This is a genomic window from Pseudomonas sp. 5Vm1k (assembly GCF_056161485.1).
Window position 1 is genome coordinate 180981 of the sequence record NZ_JBSPCZ010000004.1, and the last position, 24459, is coordinate 205439.

Genomic DNA, 24459 nt, shown 5'->3' on the forward strand with positions numbered 1-24459 from the left:
GACAAAGGGCACGACCTGTAAACAGGATCGTGCCCGATGTTACCGGCAAGCACCCGAGGGTGCCAGCCGACAAGTGCTGCTTAAGCTGCTACCACGACAACGCGTACGGTGGCTTCAACTTCAGCGTGCAAGTGCACGGCTACGTCGAATTCACCTACGTTACGGATAGTGCCGTTCGGCAGACGAACTTCGCTTTTTGCAACTTCAACGCCAGAGGCGGTCAGTGCATCAGCGATGTCGTGGGTGCCGATCGAACCGAACAGCTTGCCTTCGTCACCGGCGGTGGCAGTGATAGTCACTTCCAGCTCAGCCAGTTGGGCGGCACGGCTTTCAGCCGAAATCTTACGGTCTGCTGCGGCTTTTTCGAGCTCAGCGCGACGCTCTTCGAACGCAGCCAGGTTGGCAGCGGTCGCAGCGGTAGCTTTGCCGTAAGGCAGCAGGTAGTTACGACCGTAACCAGCCTTAACGTTCACTTTGTCACCCAGGTTGCCCAGATTGGTGACTTTTTCCAGAAGGATCAGTTGCATGTGAAAATCCTCTTAACTTTTAACCTTCACCGTTCGCGTTATCGGCGTCTTTCGGCGCCAGACGACCGCGAAAATCAATCAGGCTGTCGACGATGGCCAAGACCACCAGTAACGGACCGAGCAAGTGCATGAAAGGCACGAGCGTGACGTATATCCCCACCAGCCAGAAACCAGCCAAGCGTTTCTGCGCCACCAACCCATGAATCAGGGCCAGACCGGCGAAGAACAGCGGTACGCTGCACAACGGCAACAGGATCAAGGCATGCAACCCGAAAAACGGGGCAACACACATGATGGCCAGCAGCGACAGCGCAACGCCTTTGGGCAGTCGGATGGCGCGAAACTCGCGACCAAAACCGCCGGGGTTATACAACAACGCCTGCCAATAGCGCCCAAGAATCAGGCACAGCACGCTAAAAACCTGCAACGAAACCGCAGTCGAAATGATCGACAGTGGAACAGCCAATGCAGCGAGAAACGCTTTCTGGTCTGCCGAAAACTTCTCGTAGACCTCACCCATCGCCAGCGGCAAGACTTGTTCAAACGTCTGCGCCAGTGACTCGGTGAAGGAACTGAACACAGTCCCCAGACTCACCGCAAATAACAATCCCACGACCACGCTGACCAGCAGCGCGCGATTCCAGGAATGGCCGGCGCGTAAAACCAACGCCAGACTGCAACCCCCGATCAGCACGATTAATGCCGTCGGATCATGCAGGTAGTGCCAGCTCACTAACGCTGACAACACTCCCAGACCCAGGACGCTCAAGGCGTCCGAACCGCGCCGCAGGAGCACAAGGCAACCTGCAGCGGCACTCAACCAGAACAACAGCGGCAATGCCGCAGATCCGGCCACAACCAGCGTGGCCTGCACACGTCCCCGCATGATGAATTCAGCTAAGGCACGCATGCATTCGATCCCTTACTTACTTGTCGACTGCCCGGTCTCAGCGGCCGTGGCTGTCGGTGTAGGCCAGCAGGGCCAGGAAGCGGGCGCGCTTGATAGCGGTGGCCAGCTGACGCTGATAACGAGCTTTGGTACCGGTGATACGGCTTGGAACAATTTTGCCGGTCTCGGATACGTATGCTTTCAGGGTGTTGAGATCTTTGTAATCGATCTCTTTCACGTCTTCAGCGGTGAAGCGGCAGAATTTACGACGACGGAAGAAACGTGCCATGTAATAGGCTCCTCAAAAGGTCCGTGGATTACTCGTCAGCGTTATCGCTGTTGTCGCTGTCATCACTGTCAACGCCTTCAGCGTCGGAGTGCTCAGGACGGTCGCGACGCTCACGGCGCTCACTGCGGTTTTCTTCAGCCTTGAGCATCTCGGATTGGCCGGTAACGGCTTCTTCGCGACGGATGACCAGGTTACGGATCACTGCATCGTTGTAGCGGAAGTTGTCTTCCAGCTCGGCCAGGGCCTTGCCAGTGCATTCAACGTTCAGCATCACGTAGTGAGCCTTGTGAACATTGTTGATTGCATAGGCCAGTTGACGACGGCCCCAATCTTCCAGACGGTGGATTTTGCCGCCGTCTTCTTCGATCAGCTTGGTGTAACGCTCTACCATGCCGCCGACTTGCTCGCTTTGATCCGGGTGGACCAAAAAGATGATTTCGTAATGACGCATGAATGCTCCTTACGGGTTGTAGCCTGCCGTTCAAAAACGGTCAGACAAGGAGTGAATGACACTTATGGACTTGCTTGCGATAGACACATGCGTGCCTGCCGTCACAGCAAGGGGCGCAATTGTAGTGAAGGGACAGGAGCGGCGCAAGGCAATTGGTGATTATTTGAACAATCACCCGGACTCAATTCCGAACACCTGTAGGAGCTGCCGAGTGAAACGAGGCTGCGATCTTTTGATCTTGCTTAAAAAAACAAAATCAAAAGATCGCAGCCTCGTTTCACTCGACAGCTCCTACGGGCCCTACGTAGTGTCAGGACTTTTTGGTGGCGGCTTTTACACTGCGCTGGCGCTGGGCTTCGAACAGACAGACGCCCGTCGCTACGGAAACGTTGAGACTGCTGACGCTGCCAGTCATCGGCAGGTGCACCAGGTAGTCGCAAAGATCGCGGGTCAGGCGACGCATGCCGCTGCCTTCAGCGCCCATGATCAGGATGGTCGGGCCGGTCATGTCTTGCTGATACAGACTCTGCTCAGCCTCGCCCGCCGTACCGACGACCCACAAGCCGCGCTGCTTGAGTTTTTCCAGGGTGCGCGCCAGGTTGGTCACGGCAACCAACGGAATCACTTCCGCCGCGCCGCAGGCCACTTTACGTACCGTTGGGGTCAGGGTCGCCGACTTGTCCTTCGGCACGATCACCGCCAGCGCACCGGCCGCATCGGCCGAACGCAGGCAAGCGCCAAGGTTGTGCGGGTCGGTCACGCCGTCGAGCACCAGCAGCAACGGTGCACCTTCGGAGCGATCAAGCAGCTCGTCGAGCATCGCCTCGCCCCAGACCTGGCTCGGACTCACGTCCGCCACCACACCCTGGTGCACGCCATCGACCCAGGCATCCAGCTCGCGACGCTCGGCATTGCCCACGGGCACGCGATTTTCGCCTGCCAACTGAATCAGCGTCTGAACCCGCGGATCGCTGCGGCCTTCAGCCAGCCAGATCTGCTTGACGCGTTTTGGGTGGTGACGCAACAACGCTTCTACCGCATGCACGCCGTAGATTTTTTCCAACTGACTCATGACTTGGCCTTAGGTTTACGCGCCCCGCCGCTTTTGGCAGCTGGAGCCGAGCCCGCTTTTGGCGGGCCTTTACGGTGTTTGCTCGGCTTGCTGCCGGGAGCCTTGTCAGGCGCCGACCGTCCGGTCTTTCCCGCAGACGCCGCTTTACCGCCGCTTTTCGCTTCAGACAGCAACGCCTGCTTCAGTTCACGACTTTTACGCAACTCGGCGTTTTTCGCCGCCGCATCGCTCGGGCGATAGGCTTCGGGCGCTTTTTCCTTGGCAGGACGACGACCGGTTTTCGCCGGGGCCGGCTCTGCTGCAGCGGCGGTTTTAGCCGCAGGCGCAGTGGTCTCGGTGCCGCGCTTCTTGCGACCGATCGGCGCGCTGATGGTTTTTTCAGCCATCTCGAAGTCGATCTTGCGTTCGTCGAGGTCGACGCGCATCACGCGCACTTCAACAGTGTCGCCAAGGCGGAAGCTGCGACCGGTACGTTCACCGGCGAGGCGGTGGTGCACAGGATCGAAGTGGTAGTAATCGCCCGGCAGCGCGGTGACATGCACCAGGCCTTCGACGTAGATATCGGTCAGCTCGACGAACAGGCCGAAACCGGTCACGGCGGTGATCACACCCGGGAACGATTCGCCCACGCGGTCTTTCATGAACTCGCACTTGAGCCAGTTCACCACGTCGCGGGTCGCTTCGTCGGCACGGCGCTCGCTCATCGAGCACTGCTCGCCGAGCTGCTCCAGGGCCGCCTCGTCGTACGGATAAATCCGTGCCTTCGGAATGGTCATCGCGCCAGCACGGCGAACGTGCGGCGTGTCTTGCTTGGAGTGGATAACGCTGCGGATCGCCCGGTGCGTGAGCAAGTCCGGGTAGCGGCGGATCGGCGAGGTGAAGTGGGTATAGGCTTCGTAATTCAGGCCGAAGTGGCCCTGGTTATCAGCGCTATACACCGCCTGGCTCAACGAACGCAGCATGACGGTCTGGATCAGATGGAAATCCGGACGGTCCTTGATGCTCGCCAGCAGCGCCTGGTAATCCTTCGGCGACGGGCCATCCTTGCCTTTGTGCAGGGACAGGCCGAGCTCGCCCAGGAAGGCGCGCAGTTTTTCCAGACGCTCCGGTGGCGGACCGTTGTGCACGCGATACAGCGCAGGAATTTCGTGTTTCTTCAGGAATTCAGCAGTGGCCACGTTGGCCGCCAGCATGCATTCCTCGATCAGCTTGTGCGCATCGTTACGCACGGTCGGACGGATTTCGGCAATCTTGCGCTCGGTGCCGAAGATGATCCGGGTTTCCTGGGTTTCGAAATCGATCGCGCCACGCACGTGACGAGCGCCCAGCAGCACTTTGTACAGTGCGTAAAGCTGCTTGAGGTGTGGCAGGACGTCGGTGTACTCGCCGCGAAGCTGACGTGCTTCGGTGAGTTTCGGCGTTTCGAGCATCGCGCTGACTTTGTTGTAGGTCAGGCGAGCATGGGAGTGAATCACCGCTTCGTAGAAGCAGTAGTCGGTCATCTCGCCGGATTTGGAGATGGTCATCTCGCAAACCATGGCCAGGCGATCGACGTGCGGATTCAGCGAGCACAGGCCATTGGACAACTGCTCAGGAAGCATCGGCACCACGCGCTCGGGGAAGTACACCGAGTTGCCGCGAACCTGGGATTCGTTGTCCAGCGCCGAACCAATCTTCACGTAGCTGGAGACGTCGGCAATCGCCACGTACAACTTCCAGCCACCGGAGAACAGGCGCAGCTTGCCTGGCTTGGATTCGCAGTAAACCGCGTCATCGAAGTCGCGCGCATCTTCACCGTCGATGGTCACGAACGGCAGATGGCGCAGGTCGATGCGCTTCTCTTTGTCTTTCTCTTCGACTTCAGGCTTGAGCTTGGCGGCTTCTTTCAACACCGCCTCAGGCCATACGTGCGGGATATCGTATGCGCGCAGGGCGACATCGATTTCCATGCCCGGCGCCATGTAGTTACCCACGACTTCGACCACGTCGCCTTGCGGCTGGAAGCGTGGCGTCGGCCAGTGAGTGATCTTCACTTCGACGAACTGACCGATCTGCGCGTTGGCGTTACGGCCCGGGGTGACCAGCACTTCTTGCTGGATCTTCGGATTATCCGCGACGACGAAGCCGATACCGCCTTCTTCGAAGTAGCGACCGACGATGGTCTCGTGGGCACGGGACACGACTTCGACGATCATGCCTTCGCGGCGACCGCGACGGTCCAGGCCGGAAACACGCGCCAGAGCACGGTCGCCGTCGAACACCAGACGCATTTGCGCCGGGCTCATGAACAGATCGTCACTGCCGTCGTCCGGGACCAGGAAGCCGAAGCCGTCACGGTGACCACTGATGCGGCCCAGGATCAGGTCGAGCTTGTCCACCGGCGCATACGTGCCGCGACGGGTATAGATGAGTTGAGCGTCGCGCTCCATGGCGCGCAGGCGGCGACGCAGGGCTTCGATCTGGTCTTCTGTGGTAAGACCAAACTCCTCGACCAGCTGCTCGCGGTTAGCAGGCGAACCTCGATCAGCAAGGTGCTGAAGGATCAGTTCGCGGCTAGGAATAGGGTTTTCATATTTTTCCGCTTCACGAGCGGCCTCGGGATCGAGGGACTGCCAATCGGCCATTAGAGAGTTTTCACCTTGTCTATATGCGGGTTAGTTTGGCATAGGCGTAATGAAACGGGAAATTTCAGGCTATGAGAGCCCATCTAAAGCCCTTTATCGACACCGCGAAGCTGATTTAAATGCCGCTGGAGAAATTTTCCAGGTTTTTTTGGTGTCAGGGGTTTACAGTTAAAAAGACGCTCCGTATAGTGCGCGCCATCGACGACGCACTAGCGTTACCGATACTGCCCAGATGGTGAAATTGGTAGACACGCCAGCTTCAGGTGCTGGTGACCGCAAGGTCGTGGAAGTTCGAGTCTTCTTCTGGGCACCAATTTCGAGCTTGAGATTAGATCAATTTCAAGGCTCACACAAAAACCCGCGAAAGCGGGTTTTTTGCATTCAGGGCTTCTGATTTATTAAAACCAAATCAGGGGTTTACAGATTAAAAAGCTCTCCGTATAGTGCGCCACATCAACAGCGGCAACGTTGCTGATACTGCCCAGATGGTGAAATTGGTAGACACGCCAGCTTCAGGTGCTGGTGACCGCAAGGTCGTGGAAGTTCGAGTCTTCTTCTGGGCACCAATTCAAATTTCAGAGTCGATCTGGAATTTCACAAAAACCCGCGAAAGCGGGTTTTTGCGTTTCTGGCTTTCAAAAACCCCATGGCGCCTATGCCCGCCCCTGTAGGAGCTGCCGAAGGCTGCGATCTTTTGATCTGCAACGATTTCAGCTCCACCAACAATCAAGATCAAAAGATCGCAGCCTTCGGCAGCTCCTACGGGGGTCAGCATTGTGCCCGGGACCGCGCTAGCAGCGCCTTGTCCCGCCCGCAAAGCGCACTTGAGAAACAATATCGTTTATCATTGTTGCCAGTTTTTGCAATGCGACAGTGAGGAAACCTGCGAATGATGTTTCGAAATACCCTGCGCCGAAGCCTGACCTTTACCCTGCTCGGCCTGGCCCTCGCCACTCCCCTCACCCAAGCCGCCGACCCGGTTTCCCTGACGCTCTATAACGGTCAACACAAGGAAGTCGGCGACGCTGTCGCTAAAGCCTTCGAAGCCAAGACTGGGATTCACGTCAATGTGCGCAAAGGCAGCAGCAATCAGCTCGCCAGCCAGGTCGTCGAAGAAGGTGATCGCTCCCCCGCCGATGTGATCTACACCGAAGAATCACCACCGCTGAACAAACTCGGCGAACAAGGCCTGCTCGCCCAAACCGACGCCGCCACTCTCGCCGTCCTGCCGAAAGACTACGTCGCCGGGAACGGCACTTGGATCGGCATTACCGCGCGGGTTCGCGTGGTCGCCTTCAACCCGAAACTGGTGGATGAAAAAGACCTGCCAAAATCGGTCATGGAGTTTTCCGATCCAAAATGGCAAGGCAAGGTCGGTTTCGTGCCTTCCAGCGGCGCATTCCAGGAACAAGCCGTGGCGATCATCAAGACCCACGGCATGGACGCCGCCGAGGAATGGCTCACCGGCCTGCGCGCGTTCGGCAAGGTCTACAGCAACAACATGGTTGCCCTTAAAGCCGTGGAAAACGGCGAAGTCGCCACCGTGCTGGTGAACAACTATTACTGGTTCGCCTTGCAGCGTGAAAAAGGCCAGCTCGACTCCAAGCTGCATTACTTCACCGGCGGCGACGTCGGTGGGCTGATCACGGTTTCCAGCGCTGCGGTGCTGAAATCCAGCAAACACCCAAAAGAAGCCCAGCAATTTCTCGCCTACATGGCCAGCGAAGAAGGCCAGCGCGTGATTACCCAGACCACCGCCGAATACCCGCTGCACAAAGGCATGGAATCGGATCGCGGGTTAAAGCCATTCAGCGAACTCGAAGCGCCGAAAGTCACGCCAGCCGACCTCGGCAATGCCGAAGAAGCCCTGGACCTGGAACGTGACGTTGGCTTGAACTGATGAGCGCATCGCTATCCGCCCCGGCCGCGCGCGGGGGTTACGTGCCACGGCGCAAGCGGCCGTCGATCTGGTTGTTGTTGCCGGTGTTGTTGCTGGTTGTCCTCAGCCTGTTGCCGCTGGCGTATGTCGGGCTCAAGACCTGGCAAGCGGGTTGGGCCGAGGCGCTGCACCTGCTGTGGCGGCCGTATGTGTTTGGCCTGCTGCGCAACACGCTGTCGCTGATGATCGGTGTGACACTGGCCTGCGGCGTGATCGGACTGTCGCTGGCCTGGCTGCTGGAACGCAGCAATCTGAAGGGACGACGAATCTGGGGCGTGATTCTGTGCCTGCCGTTCGCCGTACCGGCGTTCGTCAGCAGCTTTACCTGGGTGTCCCTCAGCGCGCATTTCGAAGGTTTGGGCGGGGCCATCCTGGTGATGACCCTGTCCAAGTATCCGTTGGTGTTTCTGCCGGTGGCGGCGACCCTGCGCAATCTTGACCCTTCGCTGGAAGAGTCCGCCCGCACCCTGGGGCAAAATCGTTGGGGCGTGTTTTTCAGGATCACCCTGCCGCTGCTCTGGCCGTCGCTTCTGGCCGGCTCGCTGCTGATTGCGCTGCACATGCTGGTGGAGTTCGGCGCGCTGTCGATCATTGGCCTGCAAACCTTCACCACGGCGATCTATCAACAGTTCGAACTGGAATTCAGCAACGCCAATGCGGCGATGCTGTCGGCGGTGCTGCTCGCACTTTGTCTGGTGTTGCTGTGGCTGGAGTTGCGGGTGCGCGGCAAGGGCCGACATGTGCGCACAGGCCAAGGCGCGGCGCGGCATGCGGAACAGGTTCGCTTGGGACCTTGGGCCGCCGCCGGGCAGGTTTATTGCCTGACACTGGCAATCATCGGCAGCGGCATTCCGCTGGGGATGCTCGCGTATTGGCTGGCTGTTGGCTCATCGGCTGCTTTCCCGATGGCGGCGATCAGCGAGGCATTGCTGTCGTCCCTGGCGCTGTCGCTGGGTGGCGCGGCGCTGTGCTTGGTGCTGGCGGTGCCGGTGGGCTTGCTGGTGGTGCGTTACAAAGGCCAACTGGCGATCTGGGCCGAACGCTTGCCGTATCTGCTGCACGCGCTCCCAGGCCTGGTAATCGCGCTGACCCTGGTGTATTTCGCCCTGCACTACGTGCCGGCGTTGTACCAGACGTCGATGCTGCTGCTGATCGCTTATGCGCTGCTGTTTTTACCACTGGCGCAAGCGCCGATTCGCACGGCACTGAACAAGGCTGCACCGCAACTGGAAGAGGCGGCTCGCACACTGGGTGCGTCGTCGTTCAGTGCGTTTTGCCGGGTGACTTTGCCGATTATCTTTCCGGCGCTGGGCGCGGCGTTTGCGTTGGTGTTTCTGGATGCGATGAAGGAACTGACAGCGACGTTGCTGCTGAGCCCGACCGGGCTGAATACATTAGCGACGGAAGTCTGGGCGCATACCGCTAACGTGGAGTTTGCGGCGGCGGCGCCTTATGCGGCGTTGTTGATTCTGGTGTCGGGGTTGCCGGTTTATTTGCTGACGACGCGGATGTATTTGAGCCGTTGAGATCGCCTTCGCGAGCAAGCCCGCTCCCACATTTGAAATGCACTCCAATGTGGGAGCGAGCCTGCTCGCGAAGAGGCCAGCCCAGGCAAAGAAAATCCTAAGCCCTGAACTGCCCCAGGCTCGCCTTCAATTGCGCCGCCAACCCATCCAGCACCTTACCGCTCGCCGTAGTCTCCACCACCGCCTGAGCCGCTTTCTCGGCCTGTGCATGAATGGTCTCAACCCGACCACGCACCGCTTGCGCGCCCTGGGCCTGATGCGCCGCTGCTTGAGTAGCCAAACCAATCGCCGCATGCACCTGCTCAACTGACGCCTGCACCGACTGCTGCAACCGCGCACTGTCACGCAACACCAGCAAACCTTCGCTGGCCTGGCGCCCGGCCTGACCAATCGCCGCTACCGCCTCTCGGGCACCTTGTTGAAGGGCCACGATATGCGCCTGGATGTCGCCGGTAGAACTTTGAGTCTTGCTCGCCAACGCTCGGACTTCGTCCGCGACCACGGCAAACCCGCGACCAGTCTCGCCGGCCCGCGCTGCTTCGATAGCCGCGTTCAGCGCCAGCAGGTTGGTTTGCTCGGCGATCCCATGAATCACCGTCAGCACCACTTCAATCTGCTCGCTCTGCTGCGCCAGACGCTCGATCACCTTCGCCCCGGTGTCGACCTGCCCGGCCAACGCCTCAATCAAGCTGCCGACCTTGGCCGAAGTCCGAGTGTTCTCATCGGTGGCTGAACGTATGTCCACCACTTGCTGCAAAGCCGCCTGCATCGCGTGGCTTTCCGACTGCGCTTCGTCCGCCATTTGCGACAACGCGCGCAGGCTCTCGGCCACTTCATCACGCTGCATGCCCGCAGCCGCATCGGCCCCGGCATTGCGCAAGGTCATGGCGCCGATTTCCACGCCGGTGCGCTGGGCCACGTCGCCCGCCTCGCGCACGATCGGCTGCAACTTATCCACAAAGCGATTGACCGCCGAGGCCATGTCGCCGATTTCGTCCTTGCTGTTGATCTGCACACGCTTGGTCAGGTCACCCTCGCCCGCCGCCAGATCATCCATGGCGGCAATCAGCATTTTCAGGCGATTGACTACGCGACGACCCAACACCACGGCCAGTAACAGCAACACGCCGAAACCCACTATCGCCAGGCCCATGCCGATACGCCAGCGCAAGGTGCCCGCCGCTTGCTGCACGGTGCTGGTGGTGTTGGCTTGCATTTCAGACGCCGTGGACTGCGCCGACTTCAGACGTGCGCCCATCGCCGCTGCGCTATCAGCCGCCGCGCCTTTGAGGCTGTCGCCGACCAGTTGATCGCTGCTGGCGATCAGCGCGGTGAAGCGCTTGTCCAGAGCTGCCAGATCGACTTCCACCGAAGCGGTAGAAACGCCCATCAATACCTTGCCGATTTCCACGCCATTGGGGCTGATCGAGGCTTCGAGGTAGTAGACCGATGGATCGTTCTTCGCCGCATCCAGCACTTTGTCCAGCGCGCGCTCGCCCTGACCTTTCTCCAGCAGCGCTTTGTTGATCGGGTTCTCGCGGTTCAAATAACGAGTCAGGTGCTGGCCGGTGGCGTCGTCGTAGATCACGAACAACACGTTCGGATTACGCTGGGCCCGGCGGGCGAATTCGGACAGGGTTGGAACGTCGCTGTCCCACATGGCGCGGGGTGCGACCGAGGCCAGAAGCTGCGCCATATCATTGGCGGAGTCCTTCAGGTCTTTTTCCAATGTCGTACGCAATTGCGCCTGCTCGTCCTTCAGACGCGAGGACAGGCCTGCGGTGAGTCGCTGACGGGTATTGGTCGAAAGGCTGTCCAGGCTCGACGTGACTTCACGCCCCGCCTGCTCCAGTTCGCCGGAGAGCTTTTGACTGTCAGCACCCAGGCGCACGCCTAGATCGGCCTCCAGCGCGGTGACTGTGCTCCGGGTCAGAGCGACCGCAACCAGCACTTGCACCAAAAGGGCGATACCAAGGGTAACGAACACGGGCCGCAGAAGACGGCTTTGTAACAGTGAGAGAATGGCTGACACGGGATTATCCCTCTGCTTTGACGCCATTAAATTGATGGCACGCCAGAAGGCATAATTACAGCAAAGGTCGTGCCGCCCAACGGGCATAAACGACAAAGGCCCCGATTAAGGGGCCTTTGTGTTTTACATCAACGACTTATTAAGCGAACGGATGACGCAGAACGATGGTTTCGTTGCGGTCCGGGCCCGTCGAAATAATGTCAATCGGCGCACCGACCAACTCTTCAACGCGTTTGATGTAGTTGCGAGCAGCTTGCGGCAGCTCTTCCAGGGTCTTGGCACCGACAGTGGATTCGGTCCAGCCTGGCATCTCTTCGTACACTGGCTCGAGGCCGATGTAGCTGTCGGCGTCGGTCGGTGCGTCGATCACTGCACCATCCTGGTTCTTGTAGCCAACACAGATGTTGATGGTTTCCAGGCCGTCCAGCACGTCCAGCTTGGTCAGGCACAGGCCCGAGATGCTGTTGACGTCGATAGCGCGACGCAGGATGACAGCATCGAACCAGCCGCAACGACGGGCACGACCGGTAGTAGCGCCGAACTCGTGGCCACGCTTGGCCAGGAACGCGCCAACGTCGTCGAACAGCTCAGTCGGGAACGGACCCGAACCAACGCGAGTGGTGTAGGCCTTGGTGATGCCGAGGATGTAATCCAGGTACATCGGACCGAAACCCGAACCGGTGGCGATGCCGCCCGCGGTGGTGTTGGAGCTGGTGACGTACGGGTAGGTCCCGTGGTCGATGTCCAGCAGGGAGCCTTGGGCGCCTTCGAACATGATGTCTTTGCCAGCGCGACGCAGCTCGTGCAGCTCAGCGGTGACGTCGAGCATCATCGGCTTGAGCAGCTCGGCGTATTCCATGCACTCGTCGAGAGTCTTCTGGAAGTCGATCGCTGGCTCTTTGTAGTAATTGACCAGAACGAAGTTGTGGTAATCCAGCAACTCGCCCAGCTTGGCGGCGAAACGCTCACGATGGAACAGGTCACCGATGCGCAGACCGCGACGGGCGACTTTGTCTTCGTAAGCCGGGCCGATGCCGCGACCGGTCGTACCGATCTTCAGCTCGCCACGGGCCTTTTCACGCGCCTGGTCCAGCGCTACGTGGTAGGACAGGATCAGCGGGCAGGAAGGGCTGATACGCAGGCGCTCGCGCACCGGTACACCTTTCTCTTCCAGCTTGATGATCTCGCGCAGCAGAGCGTCCGGTGCAACCACCACGCCGTTGCCGATCAGGCACTGCACGCCTTCGCGCAGCACGCCCGACGGGATCAGGTGCAAGACGGTTTTCTCGCCGTCGATCACCAGGGTGTGACCCGCGTTGTGGCCACCTTGGTAGCGCACTACGGCGGCAGCATGTTCGGTCAGCAGATCAACGATCTTGCCTTTGCCCTCATCACCCCATTGGGTGCCCAGGACTACGACATTCTTACCCATAACACTTGTCCTCATTCGCGCAAACTTGGTGCCGGCAGCCGCCGGCAGGAAAACTCAAGAAGCCAGCGGCAATACTTGCCAAAGCCCGTTCTGCTGAATCAATTGCCGGTCGCAGTCCGCTTCACGGGCGGCGGCCAATGGTTGCCCAGGCAAAGCCTGGACGACACGCTGACCCTCACCGCGCAACTGGCAAACCTGCTGCCAGAGTGCCGCATCCGTACTGTCAGGCATCCAGATACCGCCAGACGGTAACTCGATCTCAGCACGCCCCAGGGTCACCAGGGTTTTCAAATCGGTGGAGAAGCCGGTTGCCGGACGAGCGCGACCGAAGTCGGCGCCGATGTCGTCGTAACGACCGCCCTGGGCAATGGACTGGCCAACACCCGGTACAAACACCGCGAACACCACACCGGTGTGGTAGTGGTAGCCGCGCAGCTCGCCCAGATCGAAGTAAAGCGGTAATTCAGGGAAACGCGTGGACAGTCGGTCGGCAATCGCCAACACGTCTTCCAGTGCCGCCAGTACCGGCGCCGGCGCATTGGCCAGACGCTCACGGGCAGCACTCAAAACTTCACGACCGCCACACAGGTCGACCAGCGCCCGCAGCATGCCCGACAAATCGGCAGGCAAGCCTTCGGTCAAGGTAATGACCTCGTCGATGGCCTTACGTTGCAATGCGTCGAACAACTGCTGCTCGACTTCACCGGACAAACCGGCGGCGCGGGCCAGGCCGCGGTAGATACCAACGTGACCGAGATCCATGTGCACGTCCGGCACATCGGCCAGTTGCAGCATGGCCAGCATCAGGCTGATGACTTCCACGTCGCTGCTCGGGCTGGCATCGCCGTACAACTCGGCGCCCAACTGGATCGGGCTGCGCGAAGACGACAAGGCCCGCGGCTGAGCATGCAGCACGCTGCCGGCATAGCACAGGCGGCTCGGGCCTTCGCGGCGCAGGGTGTGCGCATCGATGCGCGCCACTTGCGGCGTGATGTCGGCACGGAAACCCATCTGCCGGCCCGATTGCGGGTCGATGACCTTGAAGGTACGCAGATCCAGGTCCTGGCCCGCGCCGGTCAGCAGGGATTCCAGGTACTCGATATGGGGAGTCACGACAAACTCGTAACCCCAACTCTGGAACAGATCCAACACCTGGCGGCGCGCTACTTCAATGCGCGCTGCCTCCGGTGGCAGTACTTCTTCGATGCCATCTGGCAGCAGCCAGCGGTCTACCGTTGCCATTACGCCATTCCCCTATGATCCGGGCGGCCAGCCGTTGGGCGAGCCTTGAGTGAAGCAGAAAATGTCCGGCCCATGCGCAAAGCACGCGCATGAACGACGTGGCGAAAAGCCTGAAACCGGCTTCGCCAATCACTTTCCTCGAAAAACCTGTCGAGTCATTCAACTCGGGCGCCTGCCTGAAAACCACAATCAAACGTGCAGACGCAAAAAAGCCGGGAATTTCCCGGCTGCCGCATCATACACACGTTTTCCCAAAGGATCACCCCGCCCGAGGTTTTAGCCGCCGGGCGGGGGATGATTCAGGTCAACGTCGTATCAAGGCTTGGCTTTTTCCAGGTAACGGAAGAAGTCGCTGCTTGGGTCGAGGACCATGACGTCGGTTTTGTTCGCGAAGCTTTCACGGTAGGCACGCAGGCTACGGTAGAAACCGTAGAACTCCTGATCCTGGCCGTAGGCCTTGGAGTAGATCGCAGCAGCCTGGGCGTCACCATCACCGCGAACCTCTTCGGATTCACGATAGGCTTCGGCCAGCAACACGCGGCGTTGACGATCGGCGTCGGCACGGATGCCTTCGGCCAGCTCGTTACCCTTGGCGCGGTGCTCGCGAGCTTCACGCTCACGCTCGGTGCTCATACGTTCGAACACGCTGCGGTTCACTTCTTTCGGCAGGTCGATGGCCTTGACCCGAACATCGACAACTTCGATGCCCAGCTCTTTTTCCGCCATCTTGTTCAGCGAAGCGGTGATGTCTGCCATCAACGCGTCACGCTCACCGGAAACCACTTCGTGCAGGGTGCGCTTACCAAACTGGTCACGCAGGCCCGATTCCAGACGACGGGACAGACGCTCGTCGGCAATCTGCTTGAGGCCGGAAGTTGCGGTGTAGAAGCGTTCGGCATCTTTCACGCGCCACTTGGCAAAGGCATCGACCATGACGGCTTTCTTTTCCAGCGTCAGGAAGCGTTGTGTCGGTGCATCCAGCGTCATCAGGCGTGCGTCGAATTTACGCACCTGGTTAACGTAAGGCACTTTCACATGCAGGCCCGGCTGAACATCAGTCTGGACTACGCGACCGAACTGCAGCATCACCGCACGCTCGGTCTGAGCCACGATGTAGAAGCAGTTCCAGGCCGCGATCGCCACGACGACGCCGACAATAAGGGCGATCAGCGATTTATTGCTCATCAGCGACTCTCCCTGGTACGTGCTTGCTGTTGCTGCAGATCAGCTGCCGCACGCGCATTCGCTTCATTGCTGCTGGCTGCCGCGCCCGTTACCGGTGCGCTGGTGCTGCGGCCACTGTCGATCATCTTGTCCAGCGGCAAGTACAGCAGATTGCTCTGGCCATTCTTGTTGCCGGTCACGAGAACCTTGCTGGTGTTGGTGAAGACTTCCTGCATGGTGTCCAGGTACAGACGCTCACGAGTAACTTCAGGGGCCTTGCGGTATTCGGCGACCAGTTTGGTAAAGCGATCCGCCTCACCCTTGGCGCGCGATACCGTTTCGTCACGGTAACCGTTGGCATCTTCAAGGATGCGCTGGGCCTGACCACGGGCTTCCGGCACGACGCCGTTGGCGTAGGTTTCAGCCTGGTTGCGCGAACGCTGCTCGTCTTCACGGGCGCGGATCACGTCATCGAAGGCTTCCTGGACTTCACGCGGTGCGGCTGCGTTCTGTACGTTGACCTGGGTAACGGTGATACCGGTGCGATAGGTATCGAGGAAACGTTGTAGACGCTCCTTGATTTCACTGGCCATCAGCTCACGACCTTCGGTCAGGACCTGGTCCATGGCGGTAGAACCCACCACATGACGCAAGGCACTGTCGGTCGCTTGCTGCAGGCTGATTTCCGGCTGATCGACGTTCAGCACGAAATCCTGCAGGTTGCTGATCTTGTACTGCACGGTCAGCGGCACTTCGACGATGTTCTCGTCTTCGGTCAGCATCTGGCCCTGCTTGGTGTACGAACGCTCACGCGTCACGTTCTCCATGTACTTTTTATCGATCGGCGGGAAGTAGATGTTCAGGCCCGGGCCGACCGTTTCGTAGTACTTGCCGAAGCGCAGCACAACGGCTTGCTCCTGCTCGTCGACCACGTAGACCGCGCTGTACAGCCACACGGCCGCCAGCACGACCAGGCCGATGCCGAGCAGGCCGCCGAAGCCGCCACTCTTGCCCGAACCACCGCCGTCGTCACCACGTTTCTTACCACCACCGAACAACCCGTTCAGGCTTTCCTGCAGCTTTCGGAAGGCCTCGTCGAGATCCGGTGGTCCCTTGCGGTCGCCGTTATTGCGGCGCTTGCCACCCCAAGGATCCTGATTATTCGAGTTGCCACCCGGCTCATTCCAAGCCATAGCGCTCTCCATCTGATAAAGCAAAGACGCACCCACGGCGCGCCGACCAATGCTACAGAATGCCTGTCACCACGGCACAACCGCTTTCTCAGGCTTTTATTGCAAAGTGTGTTGCTCGATGAAGTCCATCGGTTGCAGGCCTTCGCGGCTCACCAGTCGATTCAACTCGACCCGCGGCAAGCGAACGGCCAGCAGGCAGATGCCTTCTTCGTCGTGTTCTTCTTTCTGCACCGCACCAAGCTCGAAAAACTGCGCACGCAGTCGAGCAAAACGTTGCGGCAAGCGCAAGGTCCCCACAAACAAATCACCGCCCAGCAACTCGGCAATGGCTTGTTCAAGCAATTCCAGGCCACTGCCATCACGCGCCGACAGCCAGACCCGTTGGGGCTTGCCGTTTTCGTCGCGCTGGATTTGTGGCTCAACGCCTTCAAGCAAATCGAGTTTGTTATAGACCTCGAGTATCGGCAAGTCCTGGGCACCGATCTCGCCCAGCACCACCATCACCTGCTCGATCTGCAACATGCGATCCGGTTCGGCCGCATCGATCACGTGCAACAGCAGGTCCGAGTTGCTCGACTCTTCGAGCGTAGACCGAAATGCCTCGACCAGTTTGTGGGGCAAGTGGCGTATGAAACCCACAGTGTCGGCCAGGACAATCGGCCCCAGGTCGTCCAGTTCCAGACGGCGCAAGGTCGGGTCCAGCGTGGCAAACAACTGGTCAGCCGCGTACACGTCGGATTTCGTCACGTTATTGAAGAGCGTGGATTTGCCGGCGTTGGTATACCCCACCAGGGACACGGTAGGAATATCCGCACGCGTACGGCCACGTCGCGACTGCTCGCGCTGACTGCGCACTTTTTCGAGTCGGCCCTTGATCTGTCGCAGGCGAACCCGCAGCAAACGGCGGTCGGTTTCCAGCTGGGTTTCACCCGGGCCACGCATGCCGATACCGCCACCCTGACGCTCAAGGTGAGTCCAGCCACGAACCAGCCGGGTGCTCATGTGGTCGAGCTGGGCCAGTTCTACCTGGAGCTTGCCTTCATGGGTACGGGCGCGTTGGGCGAAAATATCGAGAATCAGACCGGTACGGTCAATCACGCGACACTCGAAAACACGTTCGAGGTTACGTTCCTGACTGGGCGTGAGGATGTGATTGAAGATGACCAGATCGGCCTTTTCAGCATGGACCAGGTCGCGCAGCTCCTCGACCTTGCCGCTGCCAATCAGGAATTTGGCGGTTGGCCGATGACGCGGCACGTTAAAAAACGCAACGGTCTCGGCGCCGGCCGAATTAGCCAATTCCTGAAACTCCTGCGGATCTTCGCGCGCCTCAGGGTCCTGTCCATCCAAGTGAACGAGGATCACTCGCTCACCACCACCGTGGCGCTCAAAGAACAAAGGAGACTCCTATCAGGCGTTACCTGGCTCAGCGTCACCTGCTTCGGATTCGGTTGCGCTAGGCAGACGAATTGGACGAACCGGCACCACTGTAGAGATAGCGTGTTTGTAAACCATCTGGCTAACGGTGTTTTTCAGCAGGATAACGAACTGGTCGAAAGACTCGATCGTGCCTTGCAGTTTGATCCCGTTGACCAGGTAGATGGAAACCCCAACTTTCTCTTTACGTAAAGTATTCAAGTAAGGGTCTTGTAGCGAATGCCCTTTTGACATGTGCCGCACTCCTTTAAGGATTCAATAATAAAAAATAGGTAATTCAGATGGCTCTGGCCGTCACACCCCCAAGGATAGACGGCAATTGCAAGGACTCAGCTCAATATGGAGATGGTCCCGAGGTATTTCAAGGCGCGCGGCAGATTGTCGCAATCGAGGCTGTCCAGCCAGTGTAAATCAGCCCAACTGCGTAGCCAGGTGAACTGGCGCTTTGCCAATTGGCGCGTGGCTATGATTCCACGTTCCTGCATCTCGGCTTGCGTCAGCTTGCCATCCAGGTAATCCCAGACTTGTCGGTACCCAACAGCGCGTATGGATGGCAACCCGGCATGCAGGTCACTTCTCTTACGCAGGGCTACGACCTCGTCGATGAATCCCTGTTCCAACATATTTGTGAATCTTTGTTTAATACGCTCGTGCAGTACCTGGCGATTTGCCGGTGCAATAGCCAAGTTCGCGACAGTATAGGGCAATTGTTGCAGTCCCGAAGCGGCTGCTTCAGTACTTTGCGCAGATTGTCTGAGCCGCAGCTCGGTCATGCTCTGACCGCTCACACGGTAAACTTCCAGCGCTCGACTCAGACGCTGGGGATCGTTCGGATGAATTCGCGCCGCAGAAACCGGATCAATCACCGCTAATTGTTCGTGCAGGGCTTGCCAGCCAAGGCGTGTAGCCTCTTCCTCGATTTGCGCGCGAACTTCCGGATCGGCCGCTGGCATTTCTGCCAGTCCTTCGACCAGAGCCTTGTAGTAGAGCATCGTGCCGCCTACAAGCAGCGGGATTTTTCCACGGGAAGTGATCTCCGCCATCGCCTCAAGGGCATCACGACGAAAATCTGCTGCCGAATAGCTCTCGGCCGGGTCGAGAATATCGATCAACCGGTGTGGGAATTCGGCCAAAATCTCTTTTGAAGGCTTGGCGGTGCCGATGTCCATGCCACGGTAGACCAGCGCCGAATCAACACTGATCAGCTCGCAAGGCAGGACTTTGGTCAATTCGATGGCCAGGTCGGTCTTGCCCGCAGCGGTCGGGCCCATCAGGAAAATCGCTGGAGGGAGCTGGTTCATCAACGACCGCGCAAGAACAGTTTGTCCAGATCGTCCAGGCCCAATTGGGTCCAGGTCGGTCGGCCATGGTTGCATTGACCGCTGCGTTCGGTGTTTTCCATGTCCCGCAGCAGACCGTTCATTTCTGGCAACGCCAGACGCCGATTGGCCCGGATCGCGCCGTGGCAAGCCATGGTGCCGAGCAATTCGTTCAGGTGCGCCTGAATCCGGTCGCTGGTGCCATATTCCATCAAGTCCGCCAGTACGTCGCTGACCAGGCGATTGGCTTCCGCCTGCTTGAGCAGCGCAGGGATCTGCCGGATTGCCAAGGTTTCCGGGCCCAGGCGTTGCAGTTCAAAGCCCAGGCGCTGGAACCACGCGACGTTCTCTTCGGCGCAATCGGCTTCGCGCTGGCTGACCGCCAGGGATTCCGGGACCAACAGCGGCTGGCCGCTCAGGCCTTCGCTGGCCATGGCGACTTTCAGACGCTCATACATGATCCGCTCGTGAGCGGCGTGCATGTCCACCAGCACCAGGCCTTGGGCGTTTTCCGACAGGATATAGATGCCCTTGAGCTGCGCCAGCGCATAACCCAGCGGCGGAATATCGTCCTGCCCGGCCGGCAGCGCAACCGCATTGGCTTCGGGCAACGGCGCAAAAAACTCACGATACGCAGCTTGAGCTTCGGCAACCGGCACGCCGGACTGAGGCTTAGGCGTGTATTGATACTGATAACCGGCACCTGCCCCCGAGCCCGCCGTCGTATTAAAGGAAGGCTGCCCTTGAGGCTGCTCCAGCAACGCATTGGCCGCCAGACGCATTTCGCCCTGGGGACCGAATTCACCGGCATCAATGCCAGTAGGCCGGACAATGGCCGTCGCAACTGGCGCCGCCAGATGATCTTCCGGCCGCACATCGCCCAAAGCGCGGTGCAAGGTGCCGTAGAGAAAATCGTGGACCATGCGCCCATCGCGGAAACGCACTTCGTGTTTGGTCGGGTGCACGTTGACGTCGACGCCCGCCGGATCGACTTCGAAAAACAGCACGAACGTCGGGTGCCGGCCGTTGAATAGCACGTCGCGATAGGCCTGGCGCACCGCGTGGGCCACCAGTTTGTCGCGCACGGCACGGCCATTCACGAAGAAATACTGCAAATCCGCCTGGCTGCGATTGAACGTCGGCAACCCGACCCAACCCCACAAATGCAGGCCATTGCGCTCGATTTCGATCGGCAGCGCCTGCTCCAGGAAACCCGAGCCGCAGATCGCCGCCACACGCCGGGCGCGGGCCGCATCATCGTGGGCCTCGTGCAGGCTGAGGATGGTCTTGCCGTTGTGGCGCAAATGGAACGCCACATCGAATCGCGCCAGGGCCAGGCGCTTGATCACTTCTTGCAGGTGATCGAATTCGGTTTTTTCAGTCTTGAGAAATTTGCGTCGGGCCGGGGTGTTGAAGAACAGGTCGCGCACTTCCACCGAGGTGCCCACCGGATGAGCCGCGGGTTGGACGCGAGGCGCCATGTCCCGGCCTTCGGTTTCGACTTGCCAGGCCTGATCGGCATCCTTGGTGCGGGACGTCAACGTCAGGCGCGCCACGGAACTGATCGACGCCAGGGCCTCACCGCGAAACCCGAGGCTCATCACCTGTTCGAGGTCTTCGAGGTTACGAATTTTGCTGGTGGCATGTCGCGCCAGCGCCAGCGGCAGATCGTCGGCAGAAATACCGCTGCCATCGTCACGCACCCGCAGCAACTTGACGCCGCCCTGTTCCACGTCGACATCAATACGCCGGGCACCGGAGTCGAGGCTGTTTTCCAGCAGCTCTTTGATCACCGAGGCCGGGCGCTCAACCACTTCGCCGGCGGCAATCTGGTTCGCCAGTCGCGGGCTGAGCAGCTCGATGCGAGCGGTATTGGTCAGCGCCTGATTCATTCTTTGGCCGCCAGTTCAGTGCCGGGAATGGTCAGGGTCTGACCGATTTTCAGCTCGTCGCTTTTCAGATTATTGGCGCTGCGCAGGGTCGCCGGTGACACCTGGTAACGCACGGCAATCATCGCCAATGTTTCGCCCGGGCTCACGCGGTGGTCACGTGGGCCTTGGGCAATCTTGCCGGAATCACGCAGCCAGGCAATGTAGGTGCCTGGTGGCGGGTTCTGCTGGAAGAACTGGCGAACACCGGCGCTGATCGAACGGGCAAGCGCCTGCTGGTGGCTCGCCGCCGACAGCTTCGAAGCTTCGTTGGCGTTGGAGATGAACCCGGTTTCCACCAGGATCGATGGAATATCCGGGGATTTCAGAACCATGAACCCGGCCTGCTCCACGCGCTGTTTGTGCAACGGCGTAACGCGGCTGATGTTGCTCAAGACTTTTTGGCCCACGTTCAGGCTGGAGGTCAGGGAAGCAGTCATCGACAGGTCGAGCAGCACGCCGGCCAGCATGCGGTCCTTGTCATCGAGGCTGACGCTGCCGGCACCGCCGATCAAGTCGGAACGGTTTTCGCTGTCGGCCAGCCAACGGGCGGTCTCCGAAGTGGCACCGCGATCAGACAGGGCGAACACCGAGGCACCGAAAGCGGCTGCTGAAGGCGCGGCGTCGGCGTGGATCGAGACGAACAGGTCGGCGCCTTTCTTGCGGGCGATTTCAGTACGGCCACGCAGTGGAATGAAGTAGTCGCCGGTACGCGTCAGTTCGGCGCGGAAGCCTTTCATGCCGTTGACCTGGCGCTGCAGCTCACGGGCGATGGCCAATACCACGTCTTTCTCATGCTGACCGCGAGAGCCCGAGGCACCCGGGTCTTCACCGCCGTGACCGGCATCGATCACCACAACGATGTCGCGCTTGCCGGCCGGGGCAGGCGGCAGCTTCACCGGAGGATCGATTGGCGTGACCGGCACCGGGGCCACTGTCGCGACGTTGGTTGGCGGCGGGATCGGCGCGGCAGCGTCGGCGCTGTCGAACAGGTCGACCACCAGGCGATTCCCGTACTGGGCGTTCGGCGCCAGGCTGAAGCTTTTCGGCGTGACGGCTTTTTTCAGGTCGATCACCACCCGCAAATCGGTTGGCGTGCGCTGAGCCGAACGCATGGCGGTAATCGGCGTATTGGACGTGTTGACGTTCAGCGGCGCACCGAGGGTCGCGCCATTGATGTCGATAACCAGCCGATCCGGCGAGGTCAGGGTGAAGACACTGTGCTGCACCGGCCCCGTGAGGTCGAATACCAGTCGTGTGTTATCCGGAGCTCGCCACAGGCGAACGCTGTTGACCTTCGATTCGGCCACAGCGTCGACGGTCACCGCCAAAAACAACAATCCTACGGCAGCTACCATCGCGCGAAAGCGCATACCTGACCCCATCATTTAATTGGATTCCAATGCCAAAGCGGCACACCACGACTCGCCACGCGAGCCCTGGGACAAAATATTCAGCGAACGCCCGCTGTCTTGCGGGCTAATGGTAATGGTCAGGTCGGGCTTTGGCAAAAAGCCTGCACCCTTCTGGGGCCATTCGATCAAACACAGAGCATCGTCATCGAAGTAATCGCGGATGCCGAGGTACTCCAGCTCTTCCGGATCGACCAGTCGATAAAGGTCAAAGTGGAAGGCGCGGATGTCGCCGATCTCGTACGGTTCGACCAAGGTGAAGGTCGGACTTTTTACCGCGCCCACATGCCCCAGGCCACGGATGATGCCCCGGGACAGCGTGGTTTTACCCGCCCCCAGATCGCCTTCGAGAAAAATCAGACCGTGCCCTTGGGTGGTTTGCGCTATGCGAGCACCGAATGCGGTCATCGCCTCTTCATCAGCCAGGTACAGGGTTACTTCAGACACGGTGCTTGCTCCTCCAACAACTGACGAATGGCTGGAATCAGATCACTGGCCGCCAGCCCACGGCCCGATTTACCTTGTTGCGCGCCGGCATTGGCGTGTAGCCAGACCGCCAGGCACGCGGCGTCGAATGCTGCCATGCCTTGGGCGAGCAAAGCACCGACCAGACCGGCTAGCACATCACCCAAACCGGCAGTGGCCATCGCTGGATGGCCCTGATGACACACCGACAGACGCCCATCAGGGCAGGCGACCAGGCTGCCAGCGCCTTTTAGAATCACTACTGCTGTATATTTTTTGCTCAATGCATGAGCGGCGGCGGGACGATCGGCCTGGACTTCGGCCGTGGTTATCCCCAGCAATCGCGCCGCTTCGCCGGGATGCGGGGTGATGATGCAATCGGCGGGCAACTTCACCTGTTCTTCGGCCAACATATTCAATGCGTCGGCATCCCAGACCTGCGGCAGCGGTGCGTTGGCAGCGACAGACAACAAACTGCGCCCCCATGCGGCTTGACCCAGTCCTGGACCGACCACCAACACCGAAACCTTTTCCAGCAAGCCCATCAGCTGATTGGCCGACGAAGTGCCGAGCACCATGGCTTCGGGGATTCTGGCCAGTGCGGCCGGTACGTGTTCGCTACGCGTGGCCACGGACACCATGCCGGCACCACTGCGCAGCGCACTTTGCGTACTCAGCAAGATCGCACCACCAAAACCACGATCACCGCCGATCAGCAGGACGTGGCCGAATTGACCTTTGTGGGACGTGGGAGGCCGAGCCGCCAGACGAGGCAAGTTACCGGCCGTCAGACGACGAGCACTGATGACGGCCCCGTTAAAAGACTCGGCGTCAGCTTGCAGATCATTGAAGACCAGCTCACCCACCACATCCGCCGCTTCGCCAATGAACAGACCCAACTTCAAACCAATGAAGGTCACGGTCAGGTCCGCCCGAACGGCCGCCCCCAGCAGACGACCGGTATCGGCACACAGGCCCGAAGGAATATCCACCGCTGCCACCGGCAGGCCACTGGCATTAATCGCGGCGATAGCGCTGGCATAGGGCTCACGTACTTCGCCCGTCAGGCCGGTGCCGAGCAAGGCATCCAGAACGATACCGCGCAACTCGGAATGGGCGCTCCAGGCTTGAACCGCGACGCCTTCGGACACGGCTTCGGTGTGGGCCGATGCCGCATCCCCCTGCAATCGCTGGGGATCACCGGCGGCCAATACGCGCACATGCCAGCCGGCACGTCGGGCCAATACCGCCACCAGATAGCCGTCGCCGGCGTTGTTGCCGTGACCGGCCAGCACCGTCAACTCGTTGGCCGTCGGCCATTGCCGGACCAGCGCACGCCAGGTCGCCCGCGCCGCACGATGCATCAATTCGAAGCCCGGCGTACCGGCCGCGATCAGGCTCGCATCGAGCCCTCGCACTTGCGCGGCGCTGTACAGCGCGTCGGGTAAATCATCTTTAGTTTGCGGCATGCGTCTTCGGGCTCCGATGTCTGGCAGAATTATACGCACCTCAGCTCCG

The 24459-nt window shown here is 59.8% G+C and carries 21 protein-coding genes and 2 tRNA genes; 4 read left to right on the forward strand and 19 right to left on the reverse strand.

What is annotated here, in order from left to right; all coding sequences use genetic code 11:
* Positions 1 to 80: 80 nt before the first annotated feature.
* From rplI to rnr, 6 genes are all read right to left on the reverse strand, one after another.
* Positions 81 to 527, reverse strand: a complete 447-nt coding sequence (gene rplI / locus ACWIKB_RS10000) for a 50S ribosomal protein L9 (RefSeq protein ID WP_033055552.1) — start codon at positions 525 to 527, stop codon at positions 81 to 83.
* Between the two features lie 19 nt (positions 528 to 546).
* Positions 547 to 1437, reverse strand: coding sequence for a hypothetical protein (locus ACWIKB_RS10005; RefSeq protein WP_475266505.1), 891 nt, complete (start codon positions 1435 to 1437; stop codon positions 547 to 549).
* A 37-nt stretch (positions 1438 to 1474) separates the two neighbouring features.
* Positions 1475 to 1705 (reverse strand): 30S ribosomal protein S18, encoded by a 231-nt coding sequence (rpsR, locus tag ACWIKB_RS10010; protein ID WP_002551829.1) that lies wholly within the window; start codon positions 1703 to 1705, stop codon positions 1475 to 1477.
* Between the two features lie 28 nt (positions 1706 to 1733).
* A complete protein-coding gene (gene rpsF / locus ACWIKB_RS10015) occupies positions 1734 to 2156 on the reverse strand; it encodes a 30S ribosomal protein S6 (protein ID WP_007939579.1) in 423 nt (140 codons plus the stop codon).
* Between the two features lie 310 nt (positions 2157 to 2466).
* Positions 2467 to 3228 (reverse strand): 23S rRNA (guanosine(2251)-2'-O)-methyltransferase RlmB, encoded by a 762-nt coding sequence (gene rlmB / locus ACWIKB_RS10020; protein WP_475266508.1) that lies wholly within the window; start codon positions 3226 to 3228, stop codon positions 2467 to 2469.
* A complete protein-coding gene (rnr, locus tag ACWIKB_RS10025; RefSeq protein WP_475266510.1) occupies positions 3225 to 5852 on the reverse strand; it encodes a ribonuclease R in 2628 nt (875 codons plus the stop codon). Before rnr ends, rlmB begins: the two co-directional genes overlap by 4 nt.
* 226 nt (positions 5853 to 6078) lie before the next feature.
* Here rnr and ACWIKB_RS10030 point away from each other — a divergent pair.
* Both ACWIKB_RS10030 and ACWIKB_RS10035 read left to right on the forward strand, forming a co-directional pair.
* Positions 6079 to 6165: transfer RNA gene (locus tag ACWIKB_RS10030), tRNA-Leu, on the forward strand.
* Positions 6166 to 6331: 166 nt separating this feature from the next.
* Positions 6332 to 6418, forward strand: a tRNA-Leu gene (locus ACWIKB_RS10035).
* A gap of 2 nt (positions 6419 to 6420) precedes the next feature.
* Here ACWIKB_RS10035 and ACWIKB_RS10040 read toward each other — a convergent pair.
* Positions 6421 to 6627 (reverse strand): hypothetical protein, encoded by a 207-nt coding sequence (locus ACWIKB_RS10040; RefSeq protein ID WP_163907640.1) that lies wholly within the window; start codon positions 6625 to 6627, stop codon positions 6421 to 6423.
* 114 nt (positions 6628 to 6741) lie between these two features.
* Between ACWIKB_RS10040 and ACWIKB_RS10045 the strand changes: the two genes are divergently transcribed.
* A complete protein-coding gene (locus ACWIKB_RS10045) occupies positions 6742 to 7752 on the forward strand; it encodes an extracellular solute-binding protein (RefSeq protein ID WP_475266512.1) in 1011 nt (336 codons plus the stop codon).
* Positions 7752 to 9317 (forward strand): ABC transporter permease, encoded by a 1566-nt coding sequence (locus ACWIKB_RS10050; RefSeq protein ID WP_475266514.1) that lies wholly within the window; start codon positions 7752 to 7754, stop codon positions 9315 to 9317. The genes ACWIKB_RS10045 and ACWIKB_RS10050 overlap by 1 nt, the downstream gene beginning before the upstream one ends.
* Positions 9318 to 9414: 97 nt before the next feature.
* Here the strand turns inward: ACWIKB_RS10050 and ACWIKB_RS10055 are convergent, their stop codons facing one another.
* The 12 genes from ACWIKB_RS10055 to ACWIKB_RS10110 all read right to left on the reverse strand — a co-directional run bounded on the left by ACWIKB_RS10055 (position 9415) and on the right by ACWIKB_RS10110 (position 24410).
* Positions 9415 to 11349: a methyl-accepting chemotaxis protein gene (locus ACWIKB_RS10055; RefSeq protein WP_475266516.1), complete on the reverse strand. Its 1935-nt coding sequence runs from the start codon at positions 11347 to 11349 to the stop codon at positions 9415 to 9417.
* 139 nt (positions 11350 to 11488) lie between these two features.
* Complete coding sequence (locus ACWIKB_RS10060; RefSeq protein WP_010464193.1) at positions 11489 to 12781, reverse strand: adenylosuccinate synthase; 1293 nt, start codon at positions 12779 to 12781, stop codon at positions 11489 to 11491.
* A 54-nt stretch (positions 12782 to 12835) separates the two neighbouring features.
* On the reverse strand, positions 12836 to 14023 hold the full coding sequence (locus tag ACWIKB_RS10065) for an ATP phosphoribosyltransferase regulatory subunit (protein WP_475266519.1): 1188 nt from the start codon (positions 14021 to 14023) through the stop codon (positions 12836 to 12838).
* A gap of 315 nt (positions 14024 to 14338) precedes the next feature.
* Positions 14339 to 15208, reverse strand: coding sequence for a protease modulator HflC (gene hflC, locus ACWIKB_RS10070; protein ID WP_054053366.1), 870 nt, complete (start codon positions 15206 to 15208; stop codon positions 14339 to 14341).
* The gene (hflK, locus tag ACWIKB_RS10075; RefSeq protein WP_054053363.1) at positions 15208 to 16380 is read right to left on the reverse strand and encodes an FtsH protease activity modulator HflK; all 1173 of its coding nucleotides are present in this window, start codon (positions 16378 to 16380) and stop codon (positions 15208 to 15210) included. Before hflK ends, hflC begins: the two co-directional genes overlap by 1 nt.
* Before the next feature lie 96 nt (positions 16381 to 16476).
* Positions 16477 to 17778 (reverse strand): ribosome rescue GTPase HflX, encoded by a 1302-nt coding sequence (gene hflX / locus ACWIKB_RS10080; RefSeq protein WP_054053361.1) that lies wholly within the window; start codon positions 17776 to 17778, stop codon positions 16477 to 16479.
* Between the two features lie 12 nt (positions 17779 to 17790).
* Positions 17791 to 18051, reverse strand: coding sequence for an RNA chaperone Hfq (hfq, locus tag ACWIKB_RS10085; RefSeq protein ID WP_007902656.1), 261 nt, complete (start codon positions 18049 to 18051; stop codon positions 17791 to 17793).
* A gap of 95 nt (positions 18052 to 18146) precedes the next feature.
* Complete coding sequence (gene miaA / locus ACWIKB_RS10090; protein ID WP_475266522.1) at positions 18147 to 19118, reverse strand: tRNA (adenosine(37)-N6)-dimethylallyltransferase MiaA; 972 nt, start codon at positions 19116 to 19118, stop codon at positions 18147 to 18149.
* Positions 19118 to 21028 carry a DNA mismatch repair endonuclease MutL gene (mutL, locus tag ACWIKB_RS10095; RefSeq protein WP_475266524.1) on the reverse strand — a complete coding sequence of 637 codons (1911 nt, stop codon included), beginning with the start codon at positions 21026 to 21028 and terminating at the stop codon, positions 19118 to 19120. Before mutL ends, miaA begins: the two co-directional genes overlap by 1 nt.
* On the reverse strand, positions 21025 to 22452 hold the full coding sequence (locus ACWIKB_RS10100) for an N-acetylmuramoyl-L-alanine amidase (protein ID WP_475266526.1): 1428 nt from the start codon (positions 22450 to 22452) through the stop codon (positions 21025 to 21027). The genes mutL and ACWIKB_RS10100 overlap by 4 nt, the downstream gene beginning before the upstream one ends.
* Positions 22453 to 22923 carry a tRNA (adenosine(37)-N6)-threonylcarbamoyltransferase complex ATPase subunit type 1 TsaE gene (tsaE, locus tag ACWIKB_RS10105; RefSeq protein ID WP_163908003.1) on the reverse strand — a complete coding sequence of 157 codons (471 nt, stop codon included), beginning with the start codon at positions 22921 to 22923 and terminating at the stop codon, positions 22453 to 22455. It abuts the gene before it with no gap.
* Positions 22911 to 24410, reverse strand: coding sequence for an NAD(P)H-hydrate dehydratase (locus ACWIKB_RS10110; protein ID WP_475266529.1), 1500 nt, complete (start codon positions 24408 to 24410; stop codon positions 22911 to 22913). The genes tsaE and ACWIKB_RS10110 overlap by 13 nt, the downstream gene beginning before the upstream one ends.
* Positions 24411 to 24459 lie beyond the last annotated feature (49 nt).

Coding starts and splice junctions, on each gene's coding strand:
- rpsF (WP_007939579.1), bottom strand. CDS start 2,156: ATGCGTCATTACGAAATCATCTTTTTGGTCCACCCGGATCAAAGCGAG.
- miaA (WP_475266522.1), bottom strand. CDS start 19,118: ATGAACCAGCTCCCTCCAGCGATTTTCCTGATGGGCCCGACCGCTGCG.
- ACWIKB_RS10060 (WP_010464193.1), bottom strand. CDS start 12,781: ATGGGTAAGAATGTCGTAGTCCTGGGCACCCAATGGGGTGATGAGGGC.
- mutL (WP_475266524.1), bottom strand. CDS start 21,028: ATGAATCAGGCGCTGACCAATACCGCTCGCATCGAGCTGCTCAGCCCG.
- ACWIKB_RS10065 (WP_475266519.1), bottom strand. CDS start 14,023: ATGGCAACGGTAGACCGCTGGCTGCTGCCAGATGGCATCGAAGAAGTA.
- rpsR (WP_002551829.1), bottom strand. CDS start 1,705: ATGGCACGTTTCTTCCGTCGTCGTAAATTCTGCCGCTTCACCGCTGAA.
- rnr (WP_475266510.1), bottom strand. CDS start 5,852: ATGGCCGATTGGCAGTCCCTCGATCCCGAGGCCGCTCGTGAAGCGGAA.
- ACWIKB_RS10100 (WP_475266526.1), bottom strand. CDS start 22,452: ATGATGGGGTCAGGTATGCGCTTTCGCGCGATGGTAGCTGCCGTAGGA.
- hflK (WP_054053363.1), bottom strand. CDS start 16,380: ATGGCTTGGAATGAGCCGGGTGGCAACTCGAATAATCAGGATCCTTGG.
- ACWIKB_RS10110 (WP_475266529.1), bottom strand. CDS start 24,410: ATGCCGCAAACTAAAGATGATTTACCCGACGCGCTGTACAGCGCCGCG.
- hflC (WP_054053366.1), bottom strand. CDS start 15,208: ATGAGCAATAAATCGCTGATCGCCCTTATTGTCGGCGTCGTCGTGGCG.
- hfq (WP_007902656.1), bottom strand. CDS start 18,051: ATGTCAAAAGGGCATTCGCTACAAGACCCTTACTTGAATACTTTACGT.
- ACWIKB_RS10040 (WP_163907640.1), bottom strand. CDS start 6,627: ATGCTGACCCCCGTAGGAGCTGCCGAAGGCTGCGATCTTTTGATCTTG.
- rlmB (WP_475266508.1), bottom strand. CDS start 3,228: ATGAGTCAGTTGGAAAAAATCTACGGCGTGCATGCGGTAGAAGCGTTG.
- ACWIKB_RS10045 (WP_475266512.1), top strand. CDS start 6,742: ATGATGTTTCGAAATACCCTGCGCCGAAGCCTGACCTTTACCCTGCTC.
- ACWIKB_RS10050 (WP_475266514.1), top strand. CDS start 7,752: ATGAGCGCATCGCTATCCGCCCCGGCCGCGCGCGGGGGTTACGTGCCA.
- rplI (WP_033055552.1), bottom strand. CDS start 527: ATGCAACTGATCCTTCTGGAAAAAGTCACCAATCTGGGCAACCTGGGT.
- ACWIKB_RS10005 (WP_475266505.1), bottom strand. CDS start 1,437: ATGCGTGCCTTAGCTGAATTCATCATGCGGGGACGTGTGCAGGCCACG.